At 72.0% G+C, this 25,512-nt stretch carries 31 protein-coding genes; 4 read left to right on the top strand and 27 right to left on the bottom strand.

The window, feature by feature from the left end; all coding sequences use genetic code 11:
- Positions 1–8 precede the first annotated feature (8 nt).
- Entirely contained in the window at positions 9–878 is an 870-nt protein-coding gene (locus tag NH2_RS14435; protein ID WP_067653715.1) for a 1,4-dihydroxy-2-naphthoate polyprenyltransferase, read from the top strand.
- Between the two features lie 8 nt (positions 879–886).
- Here the strand turns inward: NH2_RS14435 and NH2_RS14440 are convergent, their stop codons facing one another.
- From NH2_RS14440 to NH2_RS14460, 5 genes are read right to left on the bottom strand one after another with little or no spacing between them, the layout of a single operon-like run.
- Positions 887–1,267 (bottom strand): phage holin family protein, encoded by a 381-nt coding sequence (locus tag NH2_RS14440; RefSeq protein ID WP_067653717.1) that lies wholly within the window; start codon positions 1,265–1,267, stop codon positions 887–889.
- 47 nt (positions 1,268–1,314) lie between these two features.
- Positions 1,315–1,884, bottom strand: a complete 570-nt coding sequence (locus tag NH2_RS14445; protein ID WP_067653719.1) for a Clp protease N-terminal domain-containing protein — start codon at positions 1,882–1,884, stop codon at positions 1,315–1,317.
- On the bottom strand, positions 1,884–2,096 hold the full coding sequence (locus NH2_RS14450) for a hypothetical protein (RefSeq protein WP_067653721.1): 213 nt from the start codon (positions 2,094–2,096) through the stop codon (positions 1,884–1,886). Before NH2_RS14450 ends, NH2_RS14445 begins: the two co-directional genes overlap by 1 nt.
- 59 nt (positions 2,097–2,155) lie before the next feature.
- Positions 2,156–3,241 (bottom strand): L-cysteine desulfhydrase Cds1, encoded by a 1,086-nt coding sequence (cds1, locus tag NH2_RS14455; protein ID WP_084505550.1) that lies wholly within the window; start codon positions 3,239–3,241, stop codon positions 2,156–2,158.
- Between the two features lie 4 nt (positions 3,242–3,245).
- Complete coding sequence (locus tag NH2_RS14460) at positions 3,246–3,587, bottom strand: DUF4229 domain-containing protein (protein ID WP_067653723.1); 342 nt, start codon at positions 3,585–3,587, stop codon at positions 3,246–3,248.
- Positions 3,588–3,769: 182 nt separating this feature from the next.
- Between NH2_RS14460 and NH2_RS14465 the strand changes: the two genes are divergently transcribed.
- Both NH2_RS14465 and NH2_RS14470 read left to right on the top strand, forming a co-directional pair.
- Positions 3,770–3,976, top strand: coding sequence for a BldC family transcriptional regulator (locus NH2_RS14465; protein WP_067653725.1), 207 nt, complete (start codon positions 3,770–3,772; stop codon positions 3,974–3,976).
- A gap of 119 nt (positions 3,977–4,095) precedes the next feature.
- On the top strand, positions 4,096–4,296 hold the full coding sequence (locus NH2_RS14470) for a hypothetical protein (protein ID WP_067654139.1): 201 nt from the start codon (positions 4,096–4,098) through the stop codon (positions 4,294–4,296).
- Here the strand turns inward: NH2_RS14470 and ccsB are convergent.
- From ccsB to NH2_RS14550, 16 genes are all read right to left on the bottom strand, one after another.
- The gene (ccsB, locus tag NH2_RS14475) at positions 4,293–5,258 is read right to left on the bottom strand and encodes a c-type cytochrome biogenesis protein CcsB (RefSeq protein WP_067653727.1); all 966 of its coding nucleotides are present in this window, start codon (positions 5,256–5,258) and stop codon (positions 4,293–4,295) included. The two genes, NH2_RS14470 and ccsB, sit on opposite strands and share 4 nt — an antisense overlap.
- Complete coding sequence (gene resB / locus NH2_RS14480; protein WP_067653729.1) at positions 5,258–6,898, bottom strand: cytochrome c biogenesis protein ResB; 1,641 nt, start codon at positions 6,896–6,898, stop codon at positions 5,258–5,260. Before resB ends, ccsB begins: the two co-directional genes overlap by 1 nt.
- A complete protein-coding gene (locus NH2_RS14485) occupies positions 6,895–7,797 on the bottom strand; it encodes a cytochrome c biogenesis CcdA family protein (RefSeq protein ID WP_084505573.1) in 903 nt (300 codons plus the stop codon). The genes resB and NH2_RS14485 overlap by 4 nt, the downstream gene beginning before the upstream one ends.
- A 157-nt stretch (positions 7,798–7,954) precedes the next feature.
- On the bottom strand, positions 7,955–8,569 hold the full coding sequence (locus NH2_RS14490) for a TlpA disulfide reductase family protein (protein WP_067653733.1): 615 nt from the start codon (positions 8,567–8,569) through the stop codon (positions 7,955–7,957).
- A 70-nt stretch (positions 8,570–8,639) separates the two neighbouring features.
- Complete coding sequence (locus NH2_RS14495; protein ID WP_067654141.1) at positions 8,640–9,278, bottom strand: histidine phosphatase family protein; 639 nt, start codon at positions 9,276–9,278, stop codon at positions 8,640–8,642.
- Positions 9,279–9,367: 89 nt separating this feature from the next.
- Positions 9,368–10,705 carry a glutamate-1-semialdehyde 2,1-aminomutase gene (gene hemL / locus NH2_RS14500; RefSeq protein ID WP_067653735.1) on the bottom strand — a complete coding sequence of 446 codons (1,338 nt, stop codon included), beginning with the start codon at positions 10,703–10,705 and terminating at the stop codon, positions 9,368–9,370.
- Between the two features lie 73 nt (positions 10,706–10,778).
- A complete protein-coding gene (locus NH2_RS14505; protein ID WP_067653737.1) occupies positions 10,779–11,012 on the bottom strand; it encodes a hypothetical protein in 234 nt (77 codons plus the stop codon).
- Positions 11,013–11,081: 69 nt separating this feature from the next.
- Positions 11,082–11,333, bottom strand: a complete 252-nt coding sequence (locus NH2_RS14510) for a hypothetical protein (protein ID WP_157103784.1) — start codon at positions 11,331–11,333, stop codon at positions 11,082–11,084.
- 11 nt (positions 11,334–11,344) lie between these two features.
- The gene (gene mce1N / locus NH2_RS14515) at positions 11,345–11,932 is read right to left on the bottom strand and encodes a transport-regulating membrane protein Mce1N (protein ID WP_245650592.1); all 588 of its coding nucleotides are present in this window, start codon (positions 11,930–11,932) and stop codon (positions 11,345–11,347) included.
- A 294-nt stretch (positions 11,933–12,226) separates the two neighbouring features.
- The gene (locus NH2_RS14520) at positions 12,227–12,862 is read right to left on the bottom strand and encodes a hypothetical protein (RefSeq protein WP_245650579.1); all 636 of its coding nucleotides are present in this window, start codon (positions 12,860–12,862) and stop codon (positions 12,227–12,229) included.
- 12 nt (positions 12,863–12,874) lie between these two features.
- Positions 12,875–13,852 carry a porphobilinogen synthase gene (hemB, locus tag NH2_RS14525; RefSeq protein ID WP_067653741.1) on the bottom strand — a complete coding sequence of 326 codons (978 nt, stop codon included), beginning with the start codon at positions 13,850–13,852 and terminating at the stop codon, positions 12,875–12,877.
- Positions 13,853–13,883: 31 nt separating this feature from the next.
- Complete coding sequence (locus NH2_RS14530) at positions 13,884–15,446, bottom strand: bifunctional uroporphyrinogen-III C-methyltransferase/uroporphyrinogen-III synthase (protein WP_067653743.1); 1,563 nt, start codon at positions 15,444–15,446, stop codon at positions 13,884–13,886.
- On the bottom strand, positions 15,443–16,525 hold the full coding sequence (gene hemC / locus NH2_RS14535; RefSeq protein WP_067653745.1) for a hydroxymethylbilane synthase: 1,083 nt from the start codon (positions 16,523–16,525) through the stop codon (positions 15,443–15,445). The genes NH2_RS14530 and hemC overlap by 4 nt, the downstream gene beginning before the upstream one ends.
- Complete coding sequence (locus NH2_RS14540) at positions 16,525–17,922, bottom strand: glutamyl-tRNA reductase (RefSeq protein ID WP_067653747.1); 1,398 nt, start codon at positions 17,920–17,922, stop codon at positions 16,525–16,527. The genes hemC and NH2_RS14540 overlap by 1 nt, the downstream gene beginning before the upstream one ends.
- Positions 17,919–18,782 (bottom strand): redox-sensing transcriptional repressor Rex, encoded by an 864-nt coding sequence (locus NH2_RS14545; RefSeq protein ID WP_067653749.1) that lies wholly within the window; start codon positions 18,780–18,782, stop codon positions 17,919–17,921. Before NH2_RS14545 ends, NH2_RS14540 begins: the two co-directional genes overlap by 4 nt.
- 278 nt (positions 18,783–19,060) lie before the next feature.
- On the bottom strand, positions 19,061–19,321 hold the full coding sequence (locus NH2_RS14550) for a glutaredoxin family protein (protein ID WP_067654145.1): 261 nt from the start codon (positions 19,319–19,321) through the stop codon (positions 19,061–19,063).
- Between the two features lie 133 nt (positions 19,322–19,454).
- Between NH2_RS14550 and NH2_RS14555 the strand changes: the two genes are divergently transcribed.
- Complete coding sequence (locus NH2_RS14555; protein WP_157103785.1) at positions 19,455–20,462, top strand: HAD family hydrolase; 1,008 nt, start codon at positions 19,455–19,457, stop codon at positions 20,460–20,462.
- A 218-nt stretch (positions 20,463–20,680) separates the two neighbouring features.
- Here NH2_RS14555 and NH2_RS14560 read toward each other — a convergent pair whose 3' ends face one another.
- The 6 genes from NH2_RS14560 to NH2_RS14580 all read right to left on the bottom strand — a co-directional run bounded on the left by NH2_RS14560 (position 20,681) and on the right by NH2_RS14580 (position 25,494).
- Positions 20,681–21,703: a lysophospholipid acyltransferase family protein gene (locus NH2_RS14560; protein WP_067653751.1), complete on the bottom strand. Its 1,023-nt coding sequence runs from the start codon at positions 21,701–21,703 to the stop codon at positions 20,681–20,683.
- A complete protein-coding gene (locus tag NH2_RS14565; RefSeq protein WP_067653753.1) occupies positions 21,700–22,773 on the bottom strand; it encodes an NAD-dependent epimerase/dehydratase family protein in 1,074 nt (357 codons plus the stop codon). Before NH2_RS14565 ends, NH2_RS14560 begins: the two co-directional genes overlap by 4 nt.
- A gap of 282 nt (positions 22,774–23,055) precedes the next feature.
- Positions 23,056–23,157, bottom strand: a complete 102-nt coding sequence (locus NH2_RS28195; protein WP_003402602.1) for a 30S ribosomal protein bS22 — start codon at positions 23,155–23,157, stop codon at positions 23,056–23,058.
- A gap of 159 nt (positions 23,158–23,316) precedes the next feature.
- Positions 23,317–23,613 carry a helix-turn-helix domain-containing protein gene (locus NH2_RS28200; RefSeq protein WP_439951752.1) on the bottom strand — a complete coding sequence of 99 codons (297 nt, stop codon included), beginning with the start codon at positions 23,611–23,613 and terminating at the stop codon, positions 23,317–23,319.
- 145 nt (positions 23,614–23,758) lie between these two features.
- A complete protein-coding gene (gene proC, locus NH2_RS14575) occupies positions 23,759–24,577 on the bottom strand; it encodes a pyrroline-5-carboxylate reductase (RefSeq protein WP_067653757.1) in 819 nt (272 codons plus the stop codon).
- A gap of 29 nt (positions 24,578–24,606) precedes the next feature.
- Positions 24,607–25,494: a thioesterase family protein gene (locus NH2_RS14580; RefSeq protein ID WP_084505551.1), complete on the bottom strand. Its 888-nt coding sequence runs from the start codon at positions 25,492–25,494 to the stop codon at positions 24,607–24,609.
- Positions 25,495–25,512: the final 18 nt, after the last annotated feature.

A 25,512-nucleotide genomic window follows, 5' to 3' on the forward strand; every position in this document is an offset into this window, starting at 1 on the left:
CTGCGCGCATGGCAACTGCAGCGCAATGGCTCGAGGGCGCCCGGCCGCGCACCCTGCCCAACGCGATCGCCCCGGTCCTGGCTGGCACCGGCGCCGCCGCCGCGCTGGACGCCGCGGTGTGGTGGAAAGCACTGCTGGCCCTTGTGGTCTCGCTCGCCCTGATCGTCGGGGTGAACTACGCCAACGACTACTCCGACGGCATCCGCGGCACCGACGACGTGCGGGTCGGCCCGGTGCGGCTGGTCGGCCAGGGGCTGGCCGAGCCGAAGGCGGTGCGCACCGCCGCCGTCGCGAGCCTGCTGGTCGCCGCGGTGGCGGGGCTGGTGCTCGCGCTGCTCACCGCCTGGTGGCTGCTGCTCTTCGGCGCCGCCTGCCTGGCCGGCGCCTGGTTCTACACCGGCGGCCGGAACCCGTACGGCTACAGCGGCTTCGGTGAGATCGCGGTCTTCGTCTTCTTCGGGCTGTTCGCGGTGCTCGGCACCCAGTACGTGCAGGCCGAGCGGGTGGACTGGACAGGGCTGGCCGCCGCGGTGGCGGTCGGCGCCTTCTCCAGCGCGGTGCTGGTGGCGAACAACCTGCGCGACATCCCCACCGACACCGAGTCCGGGAAGACCACGCTCGCGGTCAAGCTCGGCGACCCGCGCACCAGGACGCTGCACGCGGCGCTGCTCGCGCTGCCCTTCGCCATGACGCTGGTGCTGGCGCTGCGCACGCCCTTCGCACTGCTGGCGCTGGTCGCCGTCCCGCTGGCGCTGCGCGCCAACGCACCGGTGCGCGGCGGCCGCGGCGGCCCCGAACTGATTCCGGCGCTGCGCGATTCCGGCCTTGCCCTGCTGGCCTGGTCGGCGGTGACCGCCGCCGCGCTCGCGCTCGGCTGAGGCCGGGCTCAGTCCTCGTCGCCGACCAGCATCCCGAGCCCCCAGTTGACGATCGAGATGATGAGCCCGCCCACCAGCGCGGCCCAGAAGCCGTCGACCCGGAGGCCGTAGTCGGTGGTCTCGGTGATCGCCGCGGTGAGCATGAGCATGAGCGCATTCACCACCAGCAGGAACAGCCCGAGCGTGACGATCACCAGGGGCAGCGCCAGCACCTGGACGATCGGCTTGACCAGGGCGTTCACCAGGGTGAAGACCGCGGCGACGGCGAGCAGGACGATGATCTTCCACCCGACCTCGTCCTCCGGGCTCACCACCTCGATGGCGCCGACCAGGTAGGCCGCCAGCCAGATGGCGAAGGCGTTGATGATCAACCGGAGCACTAGCTGCATGCCGCCATGCTAAGCGGGCCGGGCGTCGCGCAGGGGTCACAACGCGGTCAGGCCGCCCGATCCAGCAGCGCGTGGATCCGGGGGCGCAGCGCGTCCCTGGCCTCGGGGCCGCCGAGCAGCTCGGTGGTGACGCCGTTGGCCCCGCGCACGATGCCGAGCAGCAGGTGCCCCGACTCGATCGAGCGGTCCTTGCGCGCCGCCGCCTCGCGCAGTGCGAGCTCGAGCGTCTTCTTCGCCGCCCTGCTGAACGGGATGTGCCCGCCGCTCCACCGGGCGAAGCGCCCGCGCGGCTCCGGCGCGGCCTGCTCCAGCGCATCCGCGCCGAACCCCGCTTCCAGGCTCGCCCGCACCGCGTCCAGATCGATGCCGATCGAGCGCAGCGCCTCCGCGTCCTCCGCCCCGAGCGGCTCGCCGCGGCCGCGCTCGGCCAGCGCCGCCGCCACCGCCGCCTTGGTCACCCCGGACTCCGCGAGCAGCGCTGTCAGCGCAGGCTCGGCGCTGCCGAGCAGCCCGAGCAGCACGTGCTGCACGTCGATGACCGGGGAGCGCAGCTCCCGCGCGTCCTCCTGCGCGAGCACGATCGCGACCCGCGCCTGCCTGCCGAACCGTTCGAACATCAGCGCCTCCTGGTGTGCTTCTGGTGGACTGCCTGCTTGCTGACCTCGAGCGCGTCGGCGATCGCCTGCCAGGACCAGCCCTGCGCCCTGGCATTCGCGACCTGGATGGCCTCCAGCCGCTCGAGCAGCCTGCGCAGCGCGAGCACCGCGCGCAGCCCGACCGTGGGGTCGGGGCTGCCCGCGGCGGCCGCCAGCGTGGTTGCTTCACTCATGACGTCAATTTTGATTGACACTACGGCCATTTGTCAACAAAAGTTGACGAATGGGAGGCTCAGCCGGTCCAGACCCCGGTGGCCGCGAACGTGTCCAGCACCGCCTGCGCGGGCTCCAGATGGAGGCCGTGCGCCGCGATCCAGGAGTCGTCGTAGTAGGTGGTGGCGTAGCGGTCGCCGCCGTCGCAGAGCAGCGTCACCACGCTGCCGGAGCGCCCGGCCGCCAGCATCTCCGCGATCAGCGCGAAGGCGCCCCAGAGGTTGGTGCCGGTGGAGCCGCCGACCCGGCGGCCGAGCACCGCGCTCGCGTACCGCATGGTGGCGATGGAGGCGGCGTCCGGCACCTGCAACATCCGGTCCACCACCTGCCCGATGAAGGAGGGCTCGACCCGGGGCCGCCCGATCCCCTCGATCCGGGACGCCATACCGGTGCCGTACCCCGCGTCACCGGTCTCGTAGCCGCCGAAGAAGGCGGAGTTCTCCGGGTCGACGACGGCGAGCCGGGTGTGGTGCCTGCGGTAGCGGATGTAGCGGCCGATGGTCGCGCTGGTGCCGCCGGTGCCCGCGCCGACCACGACCCACTCCGGCACCGGGTGCGCCTCCAGCCGCATCTGGTGGTAGATGCTCTCGGCGATATTGTTGTTGCCGCGCCAGTCGGTGGCCCGCTCGGCGTGCGTGAACTGGTCCATGAAGTGCCCGCCGCAGTCCGCGGCCAGCCGCGCGGCCTCGGTGTACATGTCCGGCGGCCGCTGCACGAAGTGGCAGCGCCCGCCCTGCGCCTCGATCAGCGCGATCTTGCTCGGCGAGGTGCTCGCGGGCATGACGGCGACGAAATCCAGCCCGAGCAGCTTGGCGAAGTACGCCTCGCTCACCGCGGTCGACCCCGACGAGGCCTCCACCACGGTCGTCCCCTCGCCGACCCAGCCGTTGCAGATGGCGTACAGGAAGAGCGAGCGGGCCAGCCGGTGCTTCAGGCTGCCGGTGATGTGCGTCGACTCGTCCTTGAGGTAGAGCTGCACCCGCCAGGCGGCGGGCAGCGGGTAGCGCAGCAGGTGGGTGTCGGCGCTGCGCTGGGCGTCGGCGTCGATCAGCCGCACCGCGTTGTCCACCCAGTCGCGCGGGGCGCTGCGATCGCAACTCTTCACGGCGTCACGCCGGATCGTCGTCCTCACCGCGCAGCCTGGCGCGCAGCCTGGCCTTGTCCTGCCGACGTTTCTGGTCGACTGTCGCGATGTCCTCGTTCACCTTCGAGCGCAGCGATTTGAACAGCGTCAGCGAGAGCGGCATCGCGACGATGATCGCGAACAGCGCCGCCACCACCACCGGGATCTGCACCCCAACCAGCCGCGCGACCCCGACGATCAGGGCCGTGATCAGCACGACGAGCGCCAGCCGGGCGAGCGTGTAGAGGCCGAGGTTCAGCGCGAGCCGCCTGCCGGGCGCGGGCTCGCCCGCGCCTGCCGCCTCGCGCGATGGGGTTGCGTCACTCACGTCCCCAAGCCTATGCCACCGGGTTGCGCGGTCCGGGTTGACCGCTTCGCCCCTGGTGGGAGGTGTATCCGTTTTGTCTATTACCTCCCCTTTACCAACCGTAGATCAATCGAGTACCTAGGGGTCTTCGTGCCACCATGACGCTGTCCGATGAGGGACTGTCGAAGACGGAGAGGTTTGCCATGACTGCTGCGACGACCGCCCAGGACACGCTGCTGACACCGGGCCAGGTGGCCGCGCTCTTCCACGTCGATCCCAAGACCGTCACCCGGTGGGCGCACGCGGGCAGGCTCGGATCGCTGCGCACCCCCGGTGGGCATCGCCGGTTCCGCGAGTCGGAGGTCATGCGGCTGCTCGCCGCGCTGACCACCGAGGCCACCACGCGCTGACCGGCACCGCGCCGGTCACCCCGAACCGGCGACCGGCGCGGTGACGCCGCGGTGAACGCGGCCCGACACTGGGATTACCCGCTGACCGCCGCTACCCTCGTAGCCAGGAGGTGAGCGACGTGATGTACCTGTTGGCACTCATCGCGGTGGTGGCCGTCGCGGTGCTGTGCTGGAAGGCCTTCGGCCCGGCCGGGAGCAGTGCTCCCCAGCGCAAGCGGACCGTCGGCCCCGACGACGACCCGGAATTCCTGTGGCGGCTCTCCCGCCAGCAGCAGCACCGGGACGGCGAGGCCGGTACCGGGAGCGCCGCCGATCGCTAGGTGAGCCCCGCGTAGCTGTGCAACCCGCTGATCACCAGGTTGATGATGAACAGGTTGAACAGCATGGCGACGAAGCCGGCGATATTGATCCAGGCCGCCCTGGTATCGCGCCAGCCCGAGGTCGCGCGGGCGTGCAGGTAGGCGGCGTAGAGCACCCAGGCGATGAAGGAGCAGGTCTCCTTGGGGTCCCAGCCCCAGAACCGGCCCCAGGCCGCCTCGGCCCAGATCGCGCCGAGGATCACGCCCGCACCGAAGAGCGGGAAGCCGATGATCGTGGTGCGGTAGGCGATGCGATCCAGGGTGCGGGCATCCGGCAGCCGCCGCGCGATGGCGCCGAGAACGGTGCCCGACTCACCGCCCTCCGGCTGCCGCAGCCGGAAGAGGAAGAGCAGGCTGGCGATGCCGGAGACCAGGAAGACGCCGCTGCCGATGCTCACGATGGTCACGTGGATGGGCAGCCAGAACGAGCGCAGCGCGGGCACCACCGGCGCCGCGTCGGCGTAGAGCACGGTGCCGCCGAGGAACATCAGCACCAGCACCGGCACCAGCAGGAAGACCCACATCGAGCGGTACCGCTGCTCGCGCAGCAGCACCATGCCGACCAGCACCGCGGCCACCGTGGCCATGGTGACGAACTCGTACATGTTGCCGAGCGGGAAGCGGTTCGTCGCGAAGCCGCGCAGCACGATCGAGGCCAGGTGCAGCGCCACCGCAACCACCAGCACCGAGAAGGCCATATTGCCGAACCGGTCGGCCAGCGGCCGGGCCGGCGGCGCCACGATCTTGCCCGGCAGCGCCGGGTCGCTCCCGCCGCCGACCAGCGCGGGCTCGCGGGCCGCGATCTGCCTGGTGCGCGCCGAGGCGTACTGCACCAGGAGCAGCACGAGCACCAGCGTGTACACCACGATGGCGGACTTGAAGGCGAGGTCGCTGTACCCGGCGAGGGTCGCGTCGATCTCCATCACTGTTCTCCCGTGCTCGGGTCGATCAAACGGCTGCGCAACCGGTCGAACTCGGAGCCCCAGCCGGCCTGGTCGGTACGGGCGAGCCCGCCCATCTCTACTACGGTGCGTCGTTGGTCCACGGTACCGGGCGCGCCGGGCTCCGGGTAGACCCGCACCCACACCCGCCGCCGCCGCACCAGCAGCGAGACCAGCAATCCAGCCATCATGGTGACCGCGCTGATCAGCACCCACTGCTGCGCCGGGTCGTGCGACACCTGGATGTTCACGAACTCCTTCGCGCCGTCGAAGGTCACCGTGGTGCCGTTGGCGAGCTGGGTGGACTCGCCGGGGCGCAGGTTGACCCGCGCCTCCTTCGTCAACCGGCCTTGCCGGACCAGCTCCTGGTCCAGCGCGAAGAGGTTCTGCGGGCGGCCGGTGTCGAGCCCGGTGTCGCCGCGGTAGATGTCGACGGCGACCGCCGGGTCGTCCATCCGGGGGAACGACGAGGTGAGCAGCGCGCCGTGCAGCAGCGCGGTGGGGGCGAAGAGCCCCTCGATGGCGATCTGGTTGCGCCTGCGCTCCCCGTCGTCGGCGAAGAGCCCGCCGGGCGGGTCGATGCGGAGCACGCCGCTGGAGAGGAAGGTGGTGGCGTCGTCCGGGCGCCACTGGATGGTCTCGGTGCGGGTCTCGCCGTTCGGGAAGCGCACCGTGAAGGTCGGCGCGTAGCCGTGGCCCTGCAGGTAGACCCGGTCGCCCGCGACCCGGAGCGGGTGGTTCACCCGCAGCGTGGCGTCCCGCCAGGTGCCGGAGGCCAGGTCGGCGCCTGCCTGGTAGGCGATGTTCGAGGTGAACATCTCGGCCTGGCCGGTTTCCAGGTAGTCGGCCTCGAAGTCCTTGACCCGGACGCAGAGCGGGGTCATGCCGGTGCCGTCGTTCACATTGCCCGCGCGGAACGAGTCGAAGGCCGCCGGTGAGGTGCTGCAGAAGCCGGGGCCGTCGTCGGCGATCACGATGACGCTGCCCTCGTAGCCGAAGAGCTTGCCCACCGCGATCGCCACCAGCAGCCCGACCAGGGCGAGGTGGAAGACCAGGTTGCCGAGCTCCCTGGTGTAGCCCTTCTCCGCGGAGAGCGTGAGCTCGCCGGGGCGCTCGCCCTCGCGGCGCCGCACCCGCCAGCCCCGCAGCCCGGCCGCTGCGGTGGCGAGCACCTGCTCGGGGGCGCGCCCGTCGGTGCCCGACCAGTGGTGCGGCAGCCGGCCGAGGTTGCGCGGGGCGCGCACCGGCGGGGTGCGCAGCGCCCGCGCGTGCTCCACCGTGCGCGGCAGGATGCAGCCGACCAGCGAGATGAAGAGCAGCACGTAGACGGCGGTGAACCAGAAGCTGGAGAAGACGTCGAACAGTTCGAAGCGGTCCATCCACGGGCCGAGCGTCGGCCGGTCCGCGATGTACTGCGCCACCTTCTGCTCGTTCAGGTTCCGCTGCGGCAGCAGCGCGCCGGGGATGGCGGCCAGCGCGAGCAGGAAGAGCAGCACCAGCGCGGTGCGCATGCTGGTGAGGCCGCGCCAGGTATTGCGCACCGCGGCGAGCGCGCGGCCGAGCGGGGACTGGCGCGGCGGGGGCGCCGGAGTGGCGGCGGGCGGGCTGTCGGTCACGGTCATATCGGCAGGGTCACCTCGGAGACGAAGGCGTCGCGCACCCACGCGACGAACTGGTCCCAGGCCCCGGTCACCAGGGCGACCCCCACCGCGACCAGCAGAATCCCCCCGATGAGCTGAATGGTGCGGGAGTTGCGGCGCAGCCAGCCGACTCCGCGCAGCGCCCCCGCCGAGCCGAAGGCGAGCACCACGAAGGGCAGCCCGAGCCCGAGGCAGTAGGCCACGATCAGGGTGACGCCGCGCGCGGCGGTCGCGCCCTCGGTGCCCGCGGCCACCGCCATCACGCCGGAGAGCGTCGGGCCGAGGCACGGGGTCCAGCCGAGGGCGAAGACGCCGCCGAGCAGCGGGGCGCCGAGCAGGCCGGTGATCCGGCGCGGCTCCATCCTGGTGTCCCGCTGCAAGGCCGGGACCAGGCCGATGAAGACCAGCCCCATGAGGATGGTGAGCACGCCGCCGATCCGCTGCAGCAGTTCCCGGTTCACGTTCAAGGTCTGGATCAGGCCGAAGACCGTCGCGGTTGCCAGCACGAAGACCACGGTGAAGCCGAGCACGAAGAGTCCGGCGGCCCCCGCGATCCGCAGCCTGCCCGCCCGCGCGGCGCGGCGCTCGGCAGCCGCGTTCGGCTCGGCGATCCCGGTGCGGCCCGCGGCCTTCGCGCCGCCCGCCGGACCGCGCGGGGCATCGGCGCCGCGGCGTTCCCGCGCCTCGCGCGGCGTCACCGGCGGCGCCTCGGCGCCGACCAGCCCGGCCAGGTAGGACAGGTACCCGGGCACCAGCGGCACCACGCACGGCGAGGCGAACGACACCAGCCCGGCCAGCAGGCACGCCCCGAGCGCGAGCACCAGCGGCCCGCTCGCCGCCGTCTGCTGGAACGAATCCCCCACTCCCGCCAGCACCGCCACGGCGCTCACGCTGCAGCCATTCTCGGCACGAGCGAGGGCCCTCCGTGGCTACGCTCCGCTCCCGCCTCCGGGCCTGACTCGCTCATGCTGTGCCCTCCCGGCATGAGCGAGGGCCCTCCGTGGCTACGCTCCGCTCCCGCCTCCGGGCCTGACTCGCTCATGCTGTCTCCCGCGCGATCCGCTCCACCACCGGCTGCAGATCCTCGGCGAGCAGGGCGCGCAGGAAGACCGCGGCCACCCGGTGCTGCCGGTCCAGTACCAGCGTGGTGGGGATGACGCTGGTCGGGAAGTTCCCGCCGAGCGCGAGCAGGGTGCGCATGGACGGGTCGTAGATCGAGGGGTAGCCGACCCGGTTGTCGATAACGAAGTCCTCGGCCTTGTCCCGCTGCGGGTCACGGACATTGATCCCGACGAAGGCGACGCCCTGATCCCGGGTCCGCTCGTAGACCTGCTCCAGCGCGGGCACCTCGGCCCGGCAGGGCCCGCACCACTGCCCCCACAGGTTCAGTACCACGACCTGGCCGGGGAAGTCGGCGACCGAGACCGTCTTCCCCTCGTTCATCAGGTCCGGCCCGGCGAGCGTGCCGATGGTGCCGCGGCTCGCGGGCGGGTCGTAGGTGATGTCGGTCTTCCCGCCGGGCGAGACGAAGTCGAAGGTGCCACCGGACGCCACCGCGTCGGTACCGGTGGCGCAGCCCGCGAGCGCGGCCACCACGGCCACGCACGCGAGCAAGACCGACCCGGTACGCCGAGATGCGGTGGAACCGCTCATGCTGTGTCCACTCGGCAGCAGCGAGCGCCCTCCGTGGCTACGCTCGCTTCCGGCGCCGGGCCTGACTCACTCATGCCCCGGTCTTCCTGGGGTCCGAACTGCCCGCGGGCTCGGAGTACACGATGTCGACCAGCGTGTCGCCCTCGTACACCAGCGAGGTGAGCGAGGCGAGCGAGCACTGCCTGCTGCGCGGGTCGTGCCAGAGCCGCTGCCCCTGCAGGAAGCGGCGCAGCGTCCAGACCGGCAGCTGGTGCGAGACCAGCACCACCTCGCGGCCGCTCGCCTCCACCCGCGCCTTGTTCACCGCGGCCAGCATGCGGTGCGCGATCTGCAGGTAGGGCTCGCCCCAGGACGGGGTGAAGGGGTCGCGCAGCTTCCACCAGTGTCTCGGCTTGCGCAGCGCGCCGTCGCCGACCGAGACCCGCAGCCCCTCGAAGGTGTTGCCCGCCTCGATCAGGTTCTCGTCGGTACGGATCGCGATGCCGTGCGCGTCGGCGATCGGCTGCGCGGTCTCCTGCGCGCGCTGCAGCGGCGAGGCGATGACCAGCGCGAGGTCGTGGTCGGCGAGCGCGCGGGCGACCGCGCCCGCCTGCGCCCTGCCGGTCACCGAGAGGCCGAAGCCGGGCAGCCTGCCGTAGAGGATGCCGTTCGGGTTGTGCACCTCGCCGTGGCGCAGCACGTGCACGATGGTCTCCACCCGCTCGGCCACCGCGGGCGGCTCGTGCTGGGCGACCGGCACGACCGCGGGGCGGTCGGCGGCGTCGGCGGTGACGTCGGAGGGGGTGGGCTGATCGGAGCTCACGCGCGGGTTCCTTCGGGGGTGGCTGCGGCCGCCGCGCCGGCGGCGGCGGGCAGAGCGGCGGCGATGCGGGCGAATGCGTCCTCGTCGAGCGCCGCCGACACGAACCAGGCCTCGAACGCGCTCGGCGGCGGGTACACCCCGGCGCTGAGCAGGGCATGGAAGAAGGCCGGGTAACGCCAGGTCGCACTGGCCTTGGCGGAGGTGTAGTCGGTGACCGGGCGGTCGGCGAAGAACACGCTCACCATATTGCCCGCGAACTGCACGCGGTGCTCGACCCCGGCCGCGCTCAGTGCGTCGGTGAGCAGCCCGCCGAGCCGCTCGGCATTGCGGTCCAGCGCCGCGTAGACGGCGTCGTCGGCGGCGCGCAGGGTGGCCAGCCCGGCCGCCACCGCGACCGGGTTTCCGGAGAGCGTGCCCGCCTGGTAGACCGGCCCGAGCGGGGCCAGCCGCGCCATGATGTCGGCGCGGCCGCCGAAGGCGGCGGCGGGCAGCCCGCCGCTCATGACCTTGCCGAAAGTATAGAGATCGCCCGCGACCCCATCGCGGCCGTACCACCCGGCCCTGCTCACCCGGAACCCGGTCATCACCTCGTCCATGATCAGCAGTGCGCCGTCGGCCTCGGTCAGCGTGCGCAGCCCGGCGTTGAACCCCTCGACCGGGGCGACGGCGCCCATATTGCCCGCCGCGGCCTCGGTGATCACGCAGGCGATCTCGCCGGGATTCGCGGCGAAGGCCGCGGCGACGGCGTCCAGGTCGTTGTAGGGCAGCACGATGGTGTCGCTCGCCTGCGCGCCGGTGACGCCGGGCGAGGTCGGCAGCCCGAGCGTCGCGACGCCCGAGCCCGCCTCGGCCAGCAGCGCGTCCACGTGGCCGTGGTAGCACCCGGCGAACTTGACGACCTTGGTGCGGCCGGTGAAGCCGCGGGCCAGCCGGACCGCGCTCATGGTGGCCTCGGTGCCCGAGTTCACCAGCCGCACCCGCTGCACCGGCTCCACCCGCTCGGCGATCGCCTCGGCCAGCTCGATCTCGGCCTCGGTCGGGGCGCCGAAGGAGAGGCCGCCGCCCGCCGCCGCGCGGACCGCGTCGACCACCGCGGGGTGCGCGTGCCCGAGGATCATCGGACCCCACGAGCAAACCAGGTCCACGTAGTCGTTGCCGTCCGCGTCGGTCAGGGTGCAGCCCCGCGCCGAGGCGATGAACCGCGGCGTCCCGCCCACCGAGTGGAAGGCGCGGACCGGGGAGTTGACACCACCGGGGATGATCCCGGCGGCCCGGTGGAAGAGCTGGGCGGAAACCGGGACCGAACCCTCGGCGGCGCGCGGAGAAGAACTCACGAACTCCAGTGTGTCAGCCGCCGCGCGCGGCTTCGACGACAGGGTGTAGTGGAGTGATCCACGCCGCAGGTCGTCAGCTGTACATGCAGGGGAACTGCGGGGAGACCTTGTGCAGGAGGCACATGGCGTGGTTGTACGGCCCCGCCGACCCCGACTCCGGCACGAACCCGGCCTGCACCGGCTCGGCCGGCCGCACGGTCGCGGGCTCCAGCGGCAGCCCCGGCGCGGCGACAGCCTGCCCCGCGCCGAACCCCACCGCGGCGACCGCCATCGTCGCCATCCCGAACCGCACCACGAACCGCTTCACAGAAAACCTCTCGCCGATCGAACTGGAAAACCGCGATCCGGCAACCGTGCCGTAATCGCCACGGACACACTACTGTTCGTGGCGCGCCGATTTCGCATTCCGGGCACGCGCGACCTGGGCCACCGCGTCGACCAGCAGTAATCCGGCCACCGTGAGCAGGGTGGCGGCGAGGAAGATCCAGGGCGCCGCGTACCGGGTGGCCTCGAAGGCGGGGATGTCGCCCGCGGGGGCGAACTCGGTGGTGCGGAGGCCGTTGCGCCAGGCGATGACCCCGGCGACGACCGCGACGAGCGCGAGCACCGTCGCCAGTGCCGCTCGCACCTGCCGGTACCTCATCGCCGCACCCCGTCCTCCCGGTCGTCGTCAGCGGGCACGGTACCCGGTACGGAATCGGCCTGCGCCGCGGACTCCCCCGGTTCGGCCGGAACCTCCGGGTTCACGGCACTCGCCGGCCGCAGGGATTCGGCCGCCGCGTCGGCCACCGCCGTCTCGAGCGCGGCGCGCAGCCCGCGGTGGTCGCGGGCCCACGCCTGCACCAGCGCGCCGTCGCGCAGCTGCAGCCCGATGCCGGTGCGCCTGCGCGGCACCCCGTGCAGCTCGCCGAGCGCGCGGGCGGACTCCCAGTCCAGATCGTCCCAGTCGTCCTCGTCGCGCTCCGGCAGCACCGCGGCGATATTCGACAGCGGCAGGATCTCGGTGCCCTGGCGGAGCCGCTCGGAGGTCAGCTCGACGCTCACGTGCCGCTGCCCGGCGACCACCTGCAGCGCGACGAAGCCGCCGATGGCGGCCGCGCAGAAGATCAGCGCGAACCAGTGCGGCTGCGCGCCGGTCGCGAGTTCGAGGATGAGCACGATCACGCAGAGCACGGGCCCGTAGGCGACGCTGCGCCAGCGCGCGCCCGGTTCGGCGAAGAGCACTATCGGATCAGCGGGTCAGACCTGGAAGCAACAGCACGGCGACGGTCAGTACGCCGAACAGGATCAGCAGGCTCAGCACGAGCAGGTCCCGACGAATGCTCTGCGGCTGTTGGATCACCACGCGCATCGTTGCCTCCGATCTCCCGCCAGCCGACCGGACGAATCTCACCGCGGCAGCATCTCCGCTGGTGAGCACCGCTCGTCCCGGCAACTCACGGTCTTCACGTCCACTGTGACAGCCCTCACGATACATGCCGGCGTGTCCGAGACAAACTCAGCACCCGGTTCGCACCGGATTCACCGGCGATTCACCAGGAAGTAGGCGGTGGAGTCCGGGCGGTACGCCAGAAATACGGCACCTGCTGCCAATACACCCTGCACCAGGGTGGCCGCACCGGCCGCGAGCGTCGCGGCGCCTGAGACGGTGTCGAGCGCGAAGAGCGTGCCCGCCGCCATGAGCACCAGCCAGACCCCCGCGATGGTGAGCACCGTGCGCGCCCACAGCCTGCCCTTGCCGAGCAGGTGCGCGAAGAGCACGCCGAGCCCGGCCAGCGCGATGCCGAACAGCGCGGCGAGCGCGAGCCCGAGCGTCACCATGAGCTCGGACATCGCCTGGGTGGCCGGTTGCCCGGCCCGCTCCAGGTCACCCCGCATCTGCTCGGCCAGCTCGCCGCGCTGCTGCACCCCGGCGATCACCGAGGCGATCACCTGGATCAGCCCGAAACCGACGATCGCCCACCACAACTGCTGCGCGGTGCCGACATCGGTCGGCTTCGGCGGCTGCTCCGGCCGCACCGGCGGCGGGCCGTAGGGCGGCGGAACGGGCGCCCACCGCGGTGGCTCGACCGGCTGAGACGGCGCCTGCTCGAGCTGCGGGCGCGGCTCGGACTTCGACGGCTCGTCGCGGGTGGGGGAGGCCGGTGACTCGGTCATCGAAGAACTGCGCTACCGCAGCCAGTGCGACGCCTCGGTCGCCCAGTAGGTGAGCACGATGTCGGCGCCTGCCCGGCGGATCCCGGTCAGCGACTCCAGGATCGCGCCGCGGCGGTCGATCCAGCCGCGCTCGGCGGCGGCGGTGATCATGGCGTACTCGCCGGAGATCTGGTAGGCCGCGACCGGCACGGTGGCGCGGTCCGCGACGTCGCGCAGGATATCCAGGTAGGACATGGCGGGCTTGACCATCACGATGTCGGCGCCCTCCGCCAGGTCCAGCTCCAGCTCGCGCAGCGACTCCACCCGGTTGGCCGGATCCTGCTGGTAGGTGCGGCGATCGCCCTGCAGCGAGGAGGCGACCGCCTCGCGGAACGGCCCGTAGAAGGCGGAGGCGTACTTGGCGGCGTAGGCGAGGATGGCGGTGTCCAGGTGCCCGGCCGCGTCCAGCCCCGCCCGGATCGCCCCGACCTGGCCGTCCATCATGCCGCTGGTGCCGAGCAGGTCGGCCCCGGTCTCGGCCTGGGCCAGCGCCATCGCGACGTAGCGGTCGACGGTGGCGTCGTTGTCCACGCTGCCGTCGGCCGCGACCACGCCGCAGTGGCCGTGGTCGGTGAACTCGTCCAGGCAGGTGTCGGCCATGATCACGGTGGCATCGCCGACCTCGGCGGCGAGCGCGCGCAGCCCGCGGTTCAGGATGCCCTCGGGGTCGACGGCCTTGCTGCCGACCGCGTCCTTGTCCCCGGCCAGCGGCACCCCGAAGAGCATGAGCCCGCCGACGCCCGCCTCGACCGCCTCGACCGCCGCCTTGCGCAGCGAGTCGAGCGAGTGCTGGTACACGCCGGGCATGGAGCTGATCTCCCTGGCCTCGGCGAGCCCGTCGGCGACGAACATGGGCAGCACCAGATGCCGTGGCTCCAGCGTGGTTTCGGCGACGAGGCGGCGCAGGGCCGGGGTGCGGCGCAACCGCCGCGGGCGGTCGATTCCGGTCATGTTTCGCACCTTACGCCTGCCGCGGAAACGGCTACCGGCTGCGGCGGCTCTTCTTGCGCGGCGGGGGAAGCAGCCCCTCGGCGCGCAGCCGGGCGGCGTGCTCGGCCAGCGCCTCGACCAGCGGGCCGACCTGCGCCACCTCGGGCTGCACATCCACCCGCAGCCCGAACTCCACCGCCGTCTCGGCCGTCTTCGGGCCGATGCAGGCGACGATGGTGCGCGCGTGCGGCTTGCCCGCGATGCCGACCAGATTCCGCACGGTGGAGGACGAGGTGAAGAGCACCGCGTCGAAGCCGCCGGTCTTGATCATCTCGCGGGTCTCCGCGGGTGGCGGGGAGGCCCGCACGGTGCGGTAGGCGGTGACGTCGTCGATCTCCCAGCCGCGGTCGCGCAGCCCCTCGGCCAGCGTCTCGGTGGCGATGTCGGCGCGCGGCAGCAGCACCCGGTTCACCGGGTCGAAGACGTCGTCGTAGGGCGGGAAGTCGGCGAGCAGCCCCTCGGAGGACTGCTCCCCGCTCGGCACCAGCTCCGGGTTGATGCCGAAGGCGCGCACCCGGTCCGCGGTGGCCTCGCCGACGCAGGCGATCTTGACGCCGGAGAAGGCACGGGCGTCCAGCCCGAACTCGGCGAACTTCTCCCACACCGCGCGCACCGCGTTGGTGGAGGTGAAGACCACCCACTGGTAGCGGCCGTCGACCAGCCCCTTGACCGCGCGCTCCATCTGCGCCGGGCTGCGCGGCGGCTCCACCGCGATGGTGGGCACCTCGGCCGGGATGGCGCCGTGCGTTACCAGCCGCTCGCTCATCTCGGCCGCCTGGTCCTTGGTGCGCGGCACGAGCACGGTCCAGCCGTACAGCGCGCGCGACTCCCACCAGGACATCTTGCTGCGGCTGGAGACCACCTTGCCGATGGTCAGCACCAGCGGGCCGACCAGCTCGGAGGCGGCGCTGTTCAGCGTGGCCAGCGTGGCCTCGATGGTGCGCTGCTGGCGGGTGGTGCCGCGCACGGTCACCGCCACCGGGGTCTGCGGGGCCATGCCGTGCTCGACCAGCGCGCTCGCGGTCTCGGCCAGGTGGCCGGAGGTGGCGTGCAGCACCAGCGGGCCGGGCGCGGCGGCCAGCGCCGCCCAGTCGACCTCGCCGCGCACGTCGGCCTCGGTGTGCCCGGAGCCGAGCGCGATGCCCGCGTAGCTGGGCACCGCGGAGCCGTTCGGCAGCCCCGGCAGCACCTCGAAGGCGACGTGCGAGCGGGTGACGGCGGTGACCTCGGCGATCACCGAGTCGGTGGTCAGCGGATCGCCCGCGACCACGCGCACCACGTCGTTCCCGGCCTTGGCCTCGGCGACCAGCGTCTTGGCGACCTCGGCGGGCTCGCCGAGCGCGGGCCGCACGTCCACCGGGCGCTCGCCGTCCTCGGCCTCCGGCACCGCAATCCCGATGAGCGCGAGCACGCCCTTGTCCACGTCGGGGTCGGTGAAGGCGAGCGTGGCCCGGCCGAGTACCTCGCGGGCGCGCACGGTGAGCAGCGCCGGATCACCGGGGCCGGAGCCGACGAACAGGATGCGCCCGGGTTGCTTCTTGGTGGATCGGCTCATCGGGTGTTCTCCATCGGACTGGGGTGGGTGACGTCAGGGGCGGACGGCGTCGCCGTCCGCGGGGTGGGGTCGCCGTCCCCCGCGGCGATCTCCGGGCGCGCCGCTCCGGCGGCCCCGAGCAGTTCGCGTGCGCCCAGGTCGAGCAGTTCCCTGGCGAGCGCTCTGCCGAGCTCGTCCGCCCGCTCCGGCGCGCCGACGATCGAGGCGCGGACCACGTCCGACCCGTCGATCGCGGCGGCGCACCCGCGCAGCGAGAGCTCCTCGACGATGCGGCCGTCGTCGTCGAGCGACTCGACGACCTCGGCCAGTGCGCCGACCGGCGCGGTGCAGCCCGCCTCCAGCTCGGCGAGCAGGCCGCGCTCGGCGACGACCGCCGCGCGCGAGGCGGCATCGTCCAGCCCGCGCACGATCTCGACCAGCTCGGTGTCCTCGATCCGGCACTCCACCGCGAGCGCACCCTGGGCGGGCGCGGGCAGCATCTGCACCGGCTCCAGCGCCTCGGTGACGGCGTCGGTGCGCTCGATCCTGGCCAGCCCGGCCCGCGCCACCACGACCGCGTCCAGCTCACCGTCGGCGACCTTGCGCAGCCGGGTTTCCAGGTTGCCGCGCAGCGGCACGATCTCCAGCCCGAGCCCGAGCGCGAGCAGCTGGGCCGCCCGGCGCGGCGCCGATGTGCCGATCCGGGAGCCGGCGGGCAGCTCGCCGAGGACCAGGCCGTCCCGCGCGACCAGCGCGTCCCGCGGATCGGCGCGCGGCGGTACCGCGGCGATGACGAAGCGCGGGTCCCGCGCGGTCGGCAGGTCCTTGTAGGAGTGCACCGCGATATCGACGCTGCCGCGCGCCAGCTCCTCCCGCAGCGCCGTGGTGAAGACCCCGACGCCGATCTCCTGCACCGGCGCCTGGGAGAGGTCACCGGCGGTCTTGACCACCACCAGCTCGGCCGGCTGCCCGGCCGCGACCAGCGCGTCCCGGACCGTGCCCGCCTGGGTCAGCGCCAGCAGGCTGCCCCTGGTCCCGATGCGCCACGGCGCGCGGGCACCGACACCGCTCACGTCGCCCTCTTCGTGCACCATGGTCATCAGGAAAGCCCCTGTTCGTCGCCGCGGTGGCCCGCGGTGAAGTCGTCGGCGAAGCCGGCGGGGAGCTCCCCGCCGAGCGCGGTCACCTCCATGGGCGCCGCGACGGCCTGTGCCGCTCCCGGTTTGAGTTCGAACAATTCGCGCAGCGCCTCGGCGTAGCTGTCGCCGCCCGGCGTCGAGGCCAGCTGCTTGACCCGCACCGTCGGCGCGTGCAGCAGCTTGTCCACCACCCGGCGCACCGTGCGCGCGACCTCGTCGCGCTCCGGGTTCGCCAGGCCGGGCAGCCGCGAATCCAGCCGCAGCAGCTCCGCCTCGACCACCTCGGCGGCGCGCTGCCGCAGCGCCGCGACGGTCGGCGTCACCTCGGCCATGCGCTGCCCGGCCAGGTACTTGGCCAGCTCGTCGGCGACGATGCCGCGCGCGGCGGTGGTGTCGTCGGCGGCGGCGCCCGCGGCCGGGTCGTGCTGCAGCGTCTCGATGTCGATCACCGCGACGCCGGGCAGCCCGGCGACGGCGTGCTCCACGTCGCGCGGCAGCCCCAGGTCGCAGCAGACCAGCGGCCGCTCCGCGGATTCCCGCCCGGCCAGCGCGCGGTGCACGTCGGCGAGCGTCACCACCGCGCCGACCGCCCCGGTACAGGTGACGACGACATCCGCCGCGGCCATCGCCTCCGGCAGCCGGGAGAACTCCAACCCATCGGCCTCGATGCCGTAGCCGCGGGCGATCTCGGCCAGCCGCTCGGCGCGGCCGAGCGTCCGGTTCACCACCACGATCCGCTCGATCCCGGCGCGCGCCAGGTGCGCGACCGCGAGCCCGCCCATGGCGCCCGCCCCGACCACCACCGCGGTGCGGCCGCCCAGCGTGCCGACGATCTCCTGCGCGCGGTCCAGCGCGACCGAGACCACCGAGGCGCCCGCCCGGTCGATGCCGGTCTCCGAGTGCACCCGCTTGCCCACCCGCAGCGCGTGCTGGGCCAGCTCGTGCAGGGTGCGGCCGACGGCCTGCTGGGCATCGGCGGAGGCGTAGGCGCCGCGAATCTGGCCGAGCACCTGCTGCTCGCCCACGACCATCGAGTCCAGCCCGCTGGCCACCGCGAAGAGGTGCTCGGCGGCGGCCTCGCTGTAGCGCACGTAGGCGTGCTTGGTGAGCTCGGTCATCGGCAGCCCGGAGTGCCTGGTCAGCAGCTCGCCGACCTCGGCGAGGCCGCCGTGGAAGGCATCGACCACCGCGTAGACCTCGACCCGGTTGCAGGTGGAGAGGATCATCGCCTCGGCGACGTGACTCGAGGCGAGCAGCCGGTCGACCAGCTTCGGCCGGTCGGTGTCGGTGACGGCCACCTTCTCCAGCACCGCCACCGGCGCACTGCGGTGCGAGATACCGACGAGAAGAACGCTCATGGTGTTACCACCGATCCCTTGCTGCTTGGCTCCGTTGCCGAATGGGAGGCAGACGACCGAGTGCGCCCGCTGGCTCGATTGGCGGCTCCGCCACCGCGCGCGCCCGGCGCCCGGCGCGCGATCCGTCCGGAGACGGCGTGCGCGACCTCGGGCAGCGGCGCGTCGCGCGCCGTCTCGAAGGAGAGCATCTGGAGCTCGACCGCGAGGTCGACGCGGCGGATCTGCACCGCGGCGGGGGCGTGCAGCTCGCAGGGCGCGAAGCTGAGGATGGAGCGCAGCCCGGCGGCGACCAGCCGGTCGCAGACCTCCTGGGCCGCGGCGTCCGGTACCGCGATCACCGCGATGGTCGGGGCCAGCGCGCCGACCAGGTCGGCCAGCTGGGCGACGTCGGCGACGGCGAGCCCGGCGACCTCGGCGCCGACCAGCCGCGGGTCGCTGTCGAAGATCCCGACCACGCTGAAGCCGCGGCGGCGGAACCCGCCGTAGCCGACCAGGGCGCGGCCCAGGTTGCCCGCCCCGACCAGCACCACCCGGTGCCCCTCGGCGAGGCCGAGCACGTCCTCGATGCGGGCGCGCAGCTTGGCCACGTCGTAGCCGACCCCGCGGACGCCGTTCGGGCCGAGGAAGGAGAGATCCTTGCGCAGCTTCGCGGAATTGACACCCGCCGCGACAGCCAGTTCCTCACTCGATACGATGGCAACACCCTCGTCGGCGATCCCGGCGAGAACGCGGAGATAGGTCGCCAGCCGGGCGACCGTCGCCTGCGGAATGTCTCTTCTACCGTCGGCCGGTCTGGAACCGTCGGGCCTGCGCAGAGCCCCGCCGGAGACGCCACCGGGCGTCTCGTGCTGCTCTGTCACGTTCGTCGGCTCCTCGTTCCGGCCCGGCGGTCCGGCTTGCGTCGCTCGACCGCTGGGGCCGCGGCTGCCGGTGCTGCCCGGGTGTGCCGTCGGGAGGCGGTTCGATTCGAGATGGTGTCGGGTGCGCCCGGGCCTCGGCGCGCAGCAGCGCGGCTCGGCGTGCGGGGTGCTGCCACCACCGTAACTGCTTGTGAAGCCCTGCACAAAGTCGGTGAACCGGGCCTCATTTTGCTCCGGCAAACCACCGGCGAGCGAAACCCCGGCGAACCGGGAGCGGGTCAGCCGCTCAGATCGGCGCGCAGCCGCGGCTCGTCGACGTCGAAGTAGGAGTGCTCGCGGCCGTCCAACAGCACCACAGGCAGGCGATCTCCGTACTCCGCGCGCAATTCCGGCTGCGTCGCCGCGGCCTCGTCGACATCGACGGTTTCCGGGGTCAGCCCGAAGTCGGCACAGATTTCGCGCAGGTGTTCGAGTGCCGTAGCACACAGCCCGCAGCCGGTACGTGTCAGCAAAGTCACCGAACGAGAGGGTCCGCTCATGGTCATCATCAAAACACTGCGCGGCGCGGGCGATCCGGCGGACCGGGTCGCGGCGATCCGTCGGCTCCGGCGGTTAGTGTGGGATGTGGTTCGCGCGAACGGGCGGAGGTAGTCGGTGCCGGAACGATCGAGGATGGCTAGGGGCGGCTTCATCGCGGGCCGGTTCGGCGAGTTCCCGGTGCGGTGGAACGTGGGCTCGATCGGCCAGGGGCTGCAAGATCAGATCGCCCGCATCTCCCGCAGCCCGTTCGGCCCCAGCGAGGAGGAGGTGCGGGCGAACCTCGCAGGCGAGGCGAGTGCCGACGCCGCCCTCACCCTGCACGAGTCGGAGCTGGCCGACGGCATCGACATCGGCACCCCCGAGGTCCCCCGCGACCTGACCGCGGCCGCCTTCTTCGACGTGGACAACACCATGGTCCAGGGCGCCTCCATCGTCCACTTCGCCCGCGGCCTGGCCGCGCGCAAGTACTTCAAGACCTCGGACCTGATGGATGTCGCCTGGAAGCAGGTCAAGTTCCGGGTAACCGGCAAGGAGAACAGCACCGACATGGCCACCGGCCGCGAGAAGGCCCTTGCCTTCATCGCGGGCCGCCCCACCGCCGAACTCGCCATGCTCGGCGAGGAGATCTACGACGAGATCATCGCCGACAAGATCTGGCCGGGCACCAGGGCACTCGCCCAGATGCACCTCGACGCCGGCCAGCAGGTCTGGCTGGTCACCGCGACCCCCGTCGAGCTGGCCCAGGTTATCGCCAAGCGCCTCGGCCTGACCGGCGCTCTCGGCACCGTCGCCGAGAGCGTCGACGGCAAGTTCACGGGCCGCCTGGTAGGCGACGTGCTGCACGGACTCGGCAAGGCCCACGCCGTCCGCGCCCTCGCCATCCGCGAGGGCCTGAACCTCAAGCGCTGCACGGCCTACTCCGACAGCCACAACGACGTCCCCATGCTCTCCCTGGTAGGCACCTCGGTAGCCATCAACCCGGATTCCGACCTCCGCGAGGTAGCCCGCAACCGAGGCTGGGAAATCCGCGACTTCCGAACCGGCCGCAAGGCGGCCAAAATCGGCGTCCCCACCGCCCTGGCCATAGGCGCCGCAGGCGGCGCAGTAGCCGCGGCAGTAACCCACCGCAAGAACCACTAACCCGGGAAAACCCCAAGTAGCGAGCTCCGCCCCCCTCCCAACCACCCCGGGGGCTAGTCTTACGAGCCCCGTTCGCCGCCCGTCTCGTCGTTCAGCGCTCGAAGCGCATGCGCCGAAAGCGCGAGTCTCGAGCGCTGAACGACGAGACTCCCCGGGGCGGCGAACACGCGCGGCGCAGCCGCGCCATCAAACACAGCTGGTGAGACTAATACTCGAACTCAGCCCAGCACCGGGTTCCGCCGCTTCGCCAACTGCTTGTACAGCGTCTGCTGGATGGTCTCGCGCACCTGGTCGGTCACCTCGAACATCAACATCGGATCGTCCGCCGCCTCCGGCGAGTACTCCGTCGTGGCTATCGGCTCCCCGAACTCGATGTACCACTTACTGGGCAACGGCACCGCCCCCAGCAGCCCGAGGTGCGGGAAGGTCGGCGTCACCGGGAAGTACGGCAAGCCGAGCAGCCGAGCCAGCGGCTTGATATCGGCGAGCTTGGGATAGATCTCCTCCGACCCCACGATCGAGCACGGAATGATCGGCACCCCCGTCCGCACAGCGGCCGCGACGAACCCACCCCTGCCGAATCGCTGCAACTTGTACCGATCGGCGTAGTTCTTCCCCACGCCCTTGAACCCCTCGGGAAACACCCCGGTCAACTCTCCGGAGCGCAACAGCCGCTCGGCATCGGGCGGGCAGGCGAGCGTGTGCCCCGCCTTCCGAGCGAGCGTCCCCAGAACCGGCGTCTCGAACAGCAGATCCGCCGCGAGCAACCGCAGCGCCCGCTGCTTGGCGTGGTGATCGTGCACCGCGAGCTGCAACATCAGCCCGTCGATCGGAATCGTGCCTGCGTGGTTGGCGACCAGCAGCGCACCCCCTACCTCGGGCACGTGCTCCATCCCGTTGACCTGCACCCGGAACCAGTGCTCGGCCAGCGGCCGCAGCGCGGGCAGCAGCACCGACTCCAGCAGGTGCTCGTCGAACCCGAACTCGTCCACCTGGTAATCCCCGGACAGCCGCCGCCTGGCGAACTCGGCCGTCCGGCTGATGCCCTTTCCGAGCAACCCCCTGACCAGCCCGGAGACCGACTGCGGCGGCCGCGGCGCGGCGTCCGGTAGTCGATCGGTGAGCGAGGTGACCGAGCCGGCCGGGGTTCGGCCCGCACTGTCCCAGCGCCGTGCGGTCGGCCGCGGCCGCGTCTCGACAGCGGTCTCCGGCAGCCGGATGACCTTTGCTACGTCGTTCATCTGTGTGCTCCCGTACCGGCCCCGACAAGGCCGAGCAGTTTGTTTTCTGCGGCATCGATCCACGCCGGGTCGATGACGGGCCGCAACGCTGCGCCCCCGATGAAGTCGTCGAAAGCCTGCACTGTCGTCCAGCGCGGCTGGAAGCCGAGCTCGGTGCGCATGCGGGTGGTGTCGAGCCCGCAGCCGAAGTGGAAGTAGTCGAGCTGCTCGCCGCTGAATTCGCGCATGACCCGGCCCATGAGGGTGCGCCCGACCGTGCGGAAGACCGAGAACGGCACCGGCACCTGGATCCGGCCCGCCCGCCGCACCACCTGGGAGAGCGTGAGCGCGCCGTCGCCCGCCACGTTGAAGGTGCCGCTGGCGAGGGTGTGCGCGGCGTGCACGAGCGCGGCGACCGCGTCCTCCTCGTGCAGCAGCTGCATTCTGGCGTCCCGGCCGAAGACGGTCGGCGTCACCGGCGACCGCAGGTATTCGATGCCGCGGGCGGCGAGCCGGGGGCCGACGATCGGAGCCAGCCGCAGGGTGGCGATGGCGATATCCGGCCTGCGCCGGGCGAGCCCGCGGACGAAGCCCTCGACCTCGATCATGTCGCGGGCGAAGGCGCCGCTCGGCGGCCTGCGGGCCCCCATCTCCTCGGTGAACTTGGCCGGGTCCTTGGCGCTGCCGCCGTACACCGCCGAGGAGGAGCGCACCACGACGCGGCGCATGGTCGGCGCCTTCTGGCACACGGCGAACAACTGCATGGCGCCGAGCACATTGAGATCCTTCATGACCGCGCGCCCGCCGCCCGCGGGCGGATGCGTGAGCACGGCGGTGTGCACGAGGGTGTCGACCGCATTTCCGTCGACCACCTTGCGAATCAAGGGGTTTCGAATATCGGCGCGCACGAATTCGGCCCGGCCCATGCGGCGGCGCAGTTCGGCGCTCGGCATTACGGAATCGACCGCGAGCACCCGCTCGATCGCGGGGTCGCGGGCGAGCCTGGCGACGACATCGCCGCCGAAGAACCGGCTCGCACCGGTCACCATCACCACCGTGGGCTGGTGCCCGTCTCTCGTGTCTGCACCCATTCGCACCGGATCCCGCCTGATCGGCCCCCCAGGCATCTGTTCCGCGTTCCAGCCTAGCGGCTGTGAACTACAGCGCCGACAGTATTAACCAGGATCTAACGATGACTTCAGTCACCGGATACACGGCGCGACGAGACCAGGGATGAATCCGACCGCCCGCTCGAAATAACCCGGTTACAGCGGAAATTCGCGCTGGTGTTGCGACCTCAATAATTCAAACCGGAAAGAAAACGAAAAGCCCGCCACCGCGATCGGTGACGGGCTCACGCACGACGCGAGGGACTACTTGCCGAGTTTGCGCCGCTGCACCCGCGTGCGGCGAAGCAGCTTCCGGTGCTTCTTCTTCGACATGCGCTTGCGACGCTTCTTGATCACTGAACCCATAGGGTCGTCCTCGCGTTTCCTCTACTCGGCGCTCTGGGCGCGGCTGACACTGTTTCGCTCGCCCCGCCGGGCTCCGGACACACCGAAGCGGTGCCACCGGCGGGCGAACGCGAACCGACTGTTCATCCTACCGGGACACCGGAGCCACTCCGAATCCGCCTATCCGGCGTCGAAGTAGGACGTCTCCAGGTATTCGTGCACCGCCTTCGCGTGCACCCGGAACGACCGCCCCACCCGCACCGCGGGCAGCTCACCCGAGTGAACCAGGCGATACACCGTCATCTTCGAGACCCGCATCAACTCGGCGACCTCGGCCACCGTGAGGAATTGCGTACCACCGGCGAATACCGTTTGCCCCGGTGGGGGGCCGCCAGGTGGTCGCGTTCCACCGCGGGTGGACGACGAGCCCGGCCCGCCGGTTCCGTTGTTCGCAGACATCTTGTTCGCAGACATCATCGCACCATCGACCTCCGGCACGTCCGCGCCGCCGGCTTCCCCACCGGCGGAACAGACACGCACGTGCTCCTTGAAGCTTAGCGGGACCAGTGGTGTTGCTGCGACGGGAGTGAGAAATCGGGTTTCCCCAGCGTGAACCGCCCGGTCACTCCGCCGACGACCCCTGTTCCGCCGAGCGTCGCGCTGCGGCGTGCAGCGCCTCCAGAAAGGCCGAGCGTACGCCGGAACGCTCGAGTTCGCGAAGGGCGGCGGCGGTGGTCCCGGCCGGCGAGGTGACCGCGGCGCGCAGTTCGACGGCGCTCTGCTCGGCGCCCTCCAGCAGCGCGGCGGCGCCGAGCATGGTCTGCACCACCAGGGTGGTCGCCACATCGCGGGTGAGCCCGAGCCCGACGCCCGCGTCCACCATGGCCTCGACGACCAGGAAGAAGTAGGCGGGGCCGGAGCCGGAGACCGCGGTGACGGCGTCCATCTGCGCCTCGGCCACCGTCACCACCTTGCCGACCGCGCCGAGCAACGCGGTGACCAGCGCCAGATCCTCGGGCTTCGCGTGCCTGCCCGGCGCGAGTGCGCTCATGCCCTGGCCGACCAGCATGGGGGTGTTCGGCATGACCCGGACCACCGGCGAACCGGCGGGCAGCTTGGCCTCCAGCCGCGCGGTCGGGACACCGGCGGCCAGGGATACCACCACCTGGTCACCGTCGCCGCCGAGCATGGCCTTGCCGAGCGCGGTGAGCACGCCGTCGACATCGTTCGGCTTGACCGCGATCACCAGCACGTCGGCGCCGACCGCGGCGTCCTCGATGGAGCCGGTGACCCGGACCCCGAAGCGCTCGGCGATCAGCTCGGCCCGATCCTGGTGCGTCTCGACGACCACCAGATCCTTCGCCACCCGCCCGGATTCGAGCACGCCTGCGACCAGCGCCTCCCCGATCCGGCCGCCACCGATCACCGCGATTCTCGTCATGGGCCCAAGGCTAGCCTTACCGGCGCGGGCTACCGCTGCGGGATCAGCGCGAGCTGCCTGCTCTGCGCCACCACCGCCCCGGTGCTGTCCAGGACCAGCTGGTCCTCGTCGAACATGCGGCCGCCGATCTCGTGCGTGGTCGCGATGATCCGCAGCCAGCCCGGCGCCGGGCGCCTGCGCAGGTAGGTGGTCATCTGCACGGTCGGCGCCCAGCCGAAGTGGCCGCGGTTCATCGCCACCGGCGGGCTCATGTCGGCGGCCATCATGGCGAAGTACGCCGCCACCGCCGGGTCGTTCGCGTCGCCCGCGCGCGGCCGCATCCAGAGCCGCAGCCTCGGCTCGGCGGTGTGGTCGCCGTCCAGGAAGCGGGCCCAGCTGCGGTCCATGAAGACGTCGGCGCCCTTGGCCACGTTCACGATCTTGCCCATGGGCGAGCCGGGTTCGTAGCCGATGGCGTCGGCCGCGGGCTCGGCGGGCATGTCGCCGTGCTGCGGCGCGTAGATCGGCTCGGTGTCGTCCAGCGCGCCGAAGGTGAAGGTGGTGCGCACCCTGGTGCGGTCGCCCTGCACCAGCTCCGCGTCGACCAGGCAGATCTGCCTGCCCACCTTGCGGATGCGCACGGCGTACTCCACCTGGCCCGCGTCCGGCGCGCCGAGGAAGTCGGAGCTGGCGGCGATCGGGGCCATGGCGGTGAGCTCCGGCTCGACGGTGTGCAGCCAGCGGGTGGCGGCGGCGGCGCTGCCAGCGACCATGGTGCCGCCGTGCACCTTCGCGCCGATGGTCCAGATCGGCTCGATCTCGCCCAGGTAGCGCCCGGCGCCCGCCGCCTCGGCGGGGATCTCGGTGACCGCGCAGACCCGGCTGAACGGGGCGTCGGTGGCGGTGGACCGATCGAGATCGGCGGTCGACTGCGACATCGTCACTCCTGTCCCGCC

The organism is Nocardia harenae NBRC 108248, assembly GCF_001612885.1.
Taxonomy (GTDB): domain Bacteria; phylum Actinomycetota; class Actinomycetes; order Mycobacteriales; family Mycobacteriaceae; genus Nocardia; species Nocardia harenae.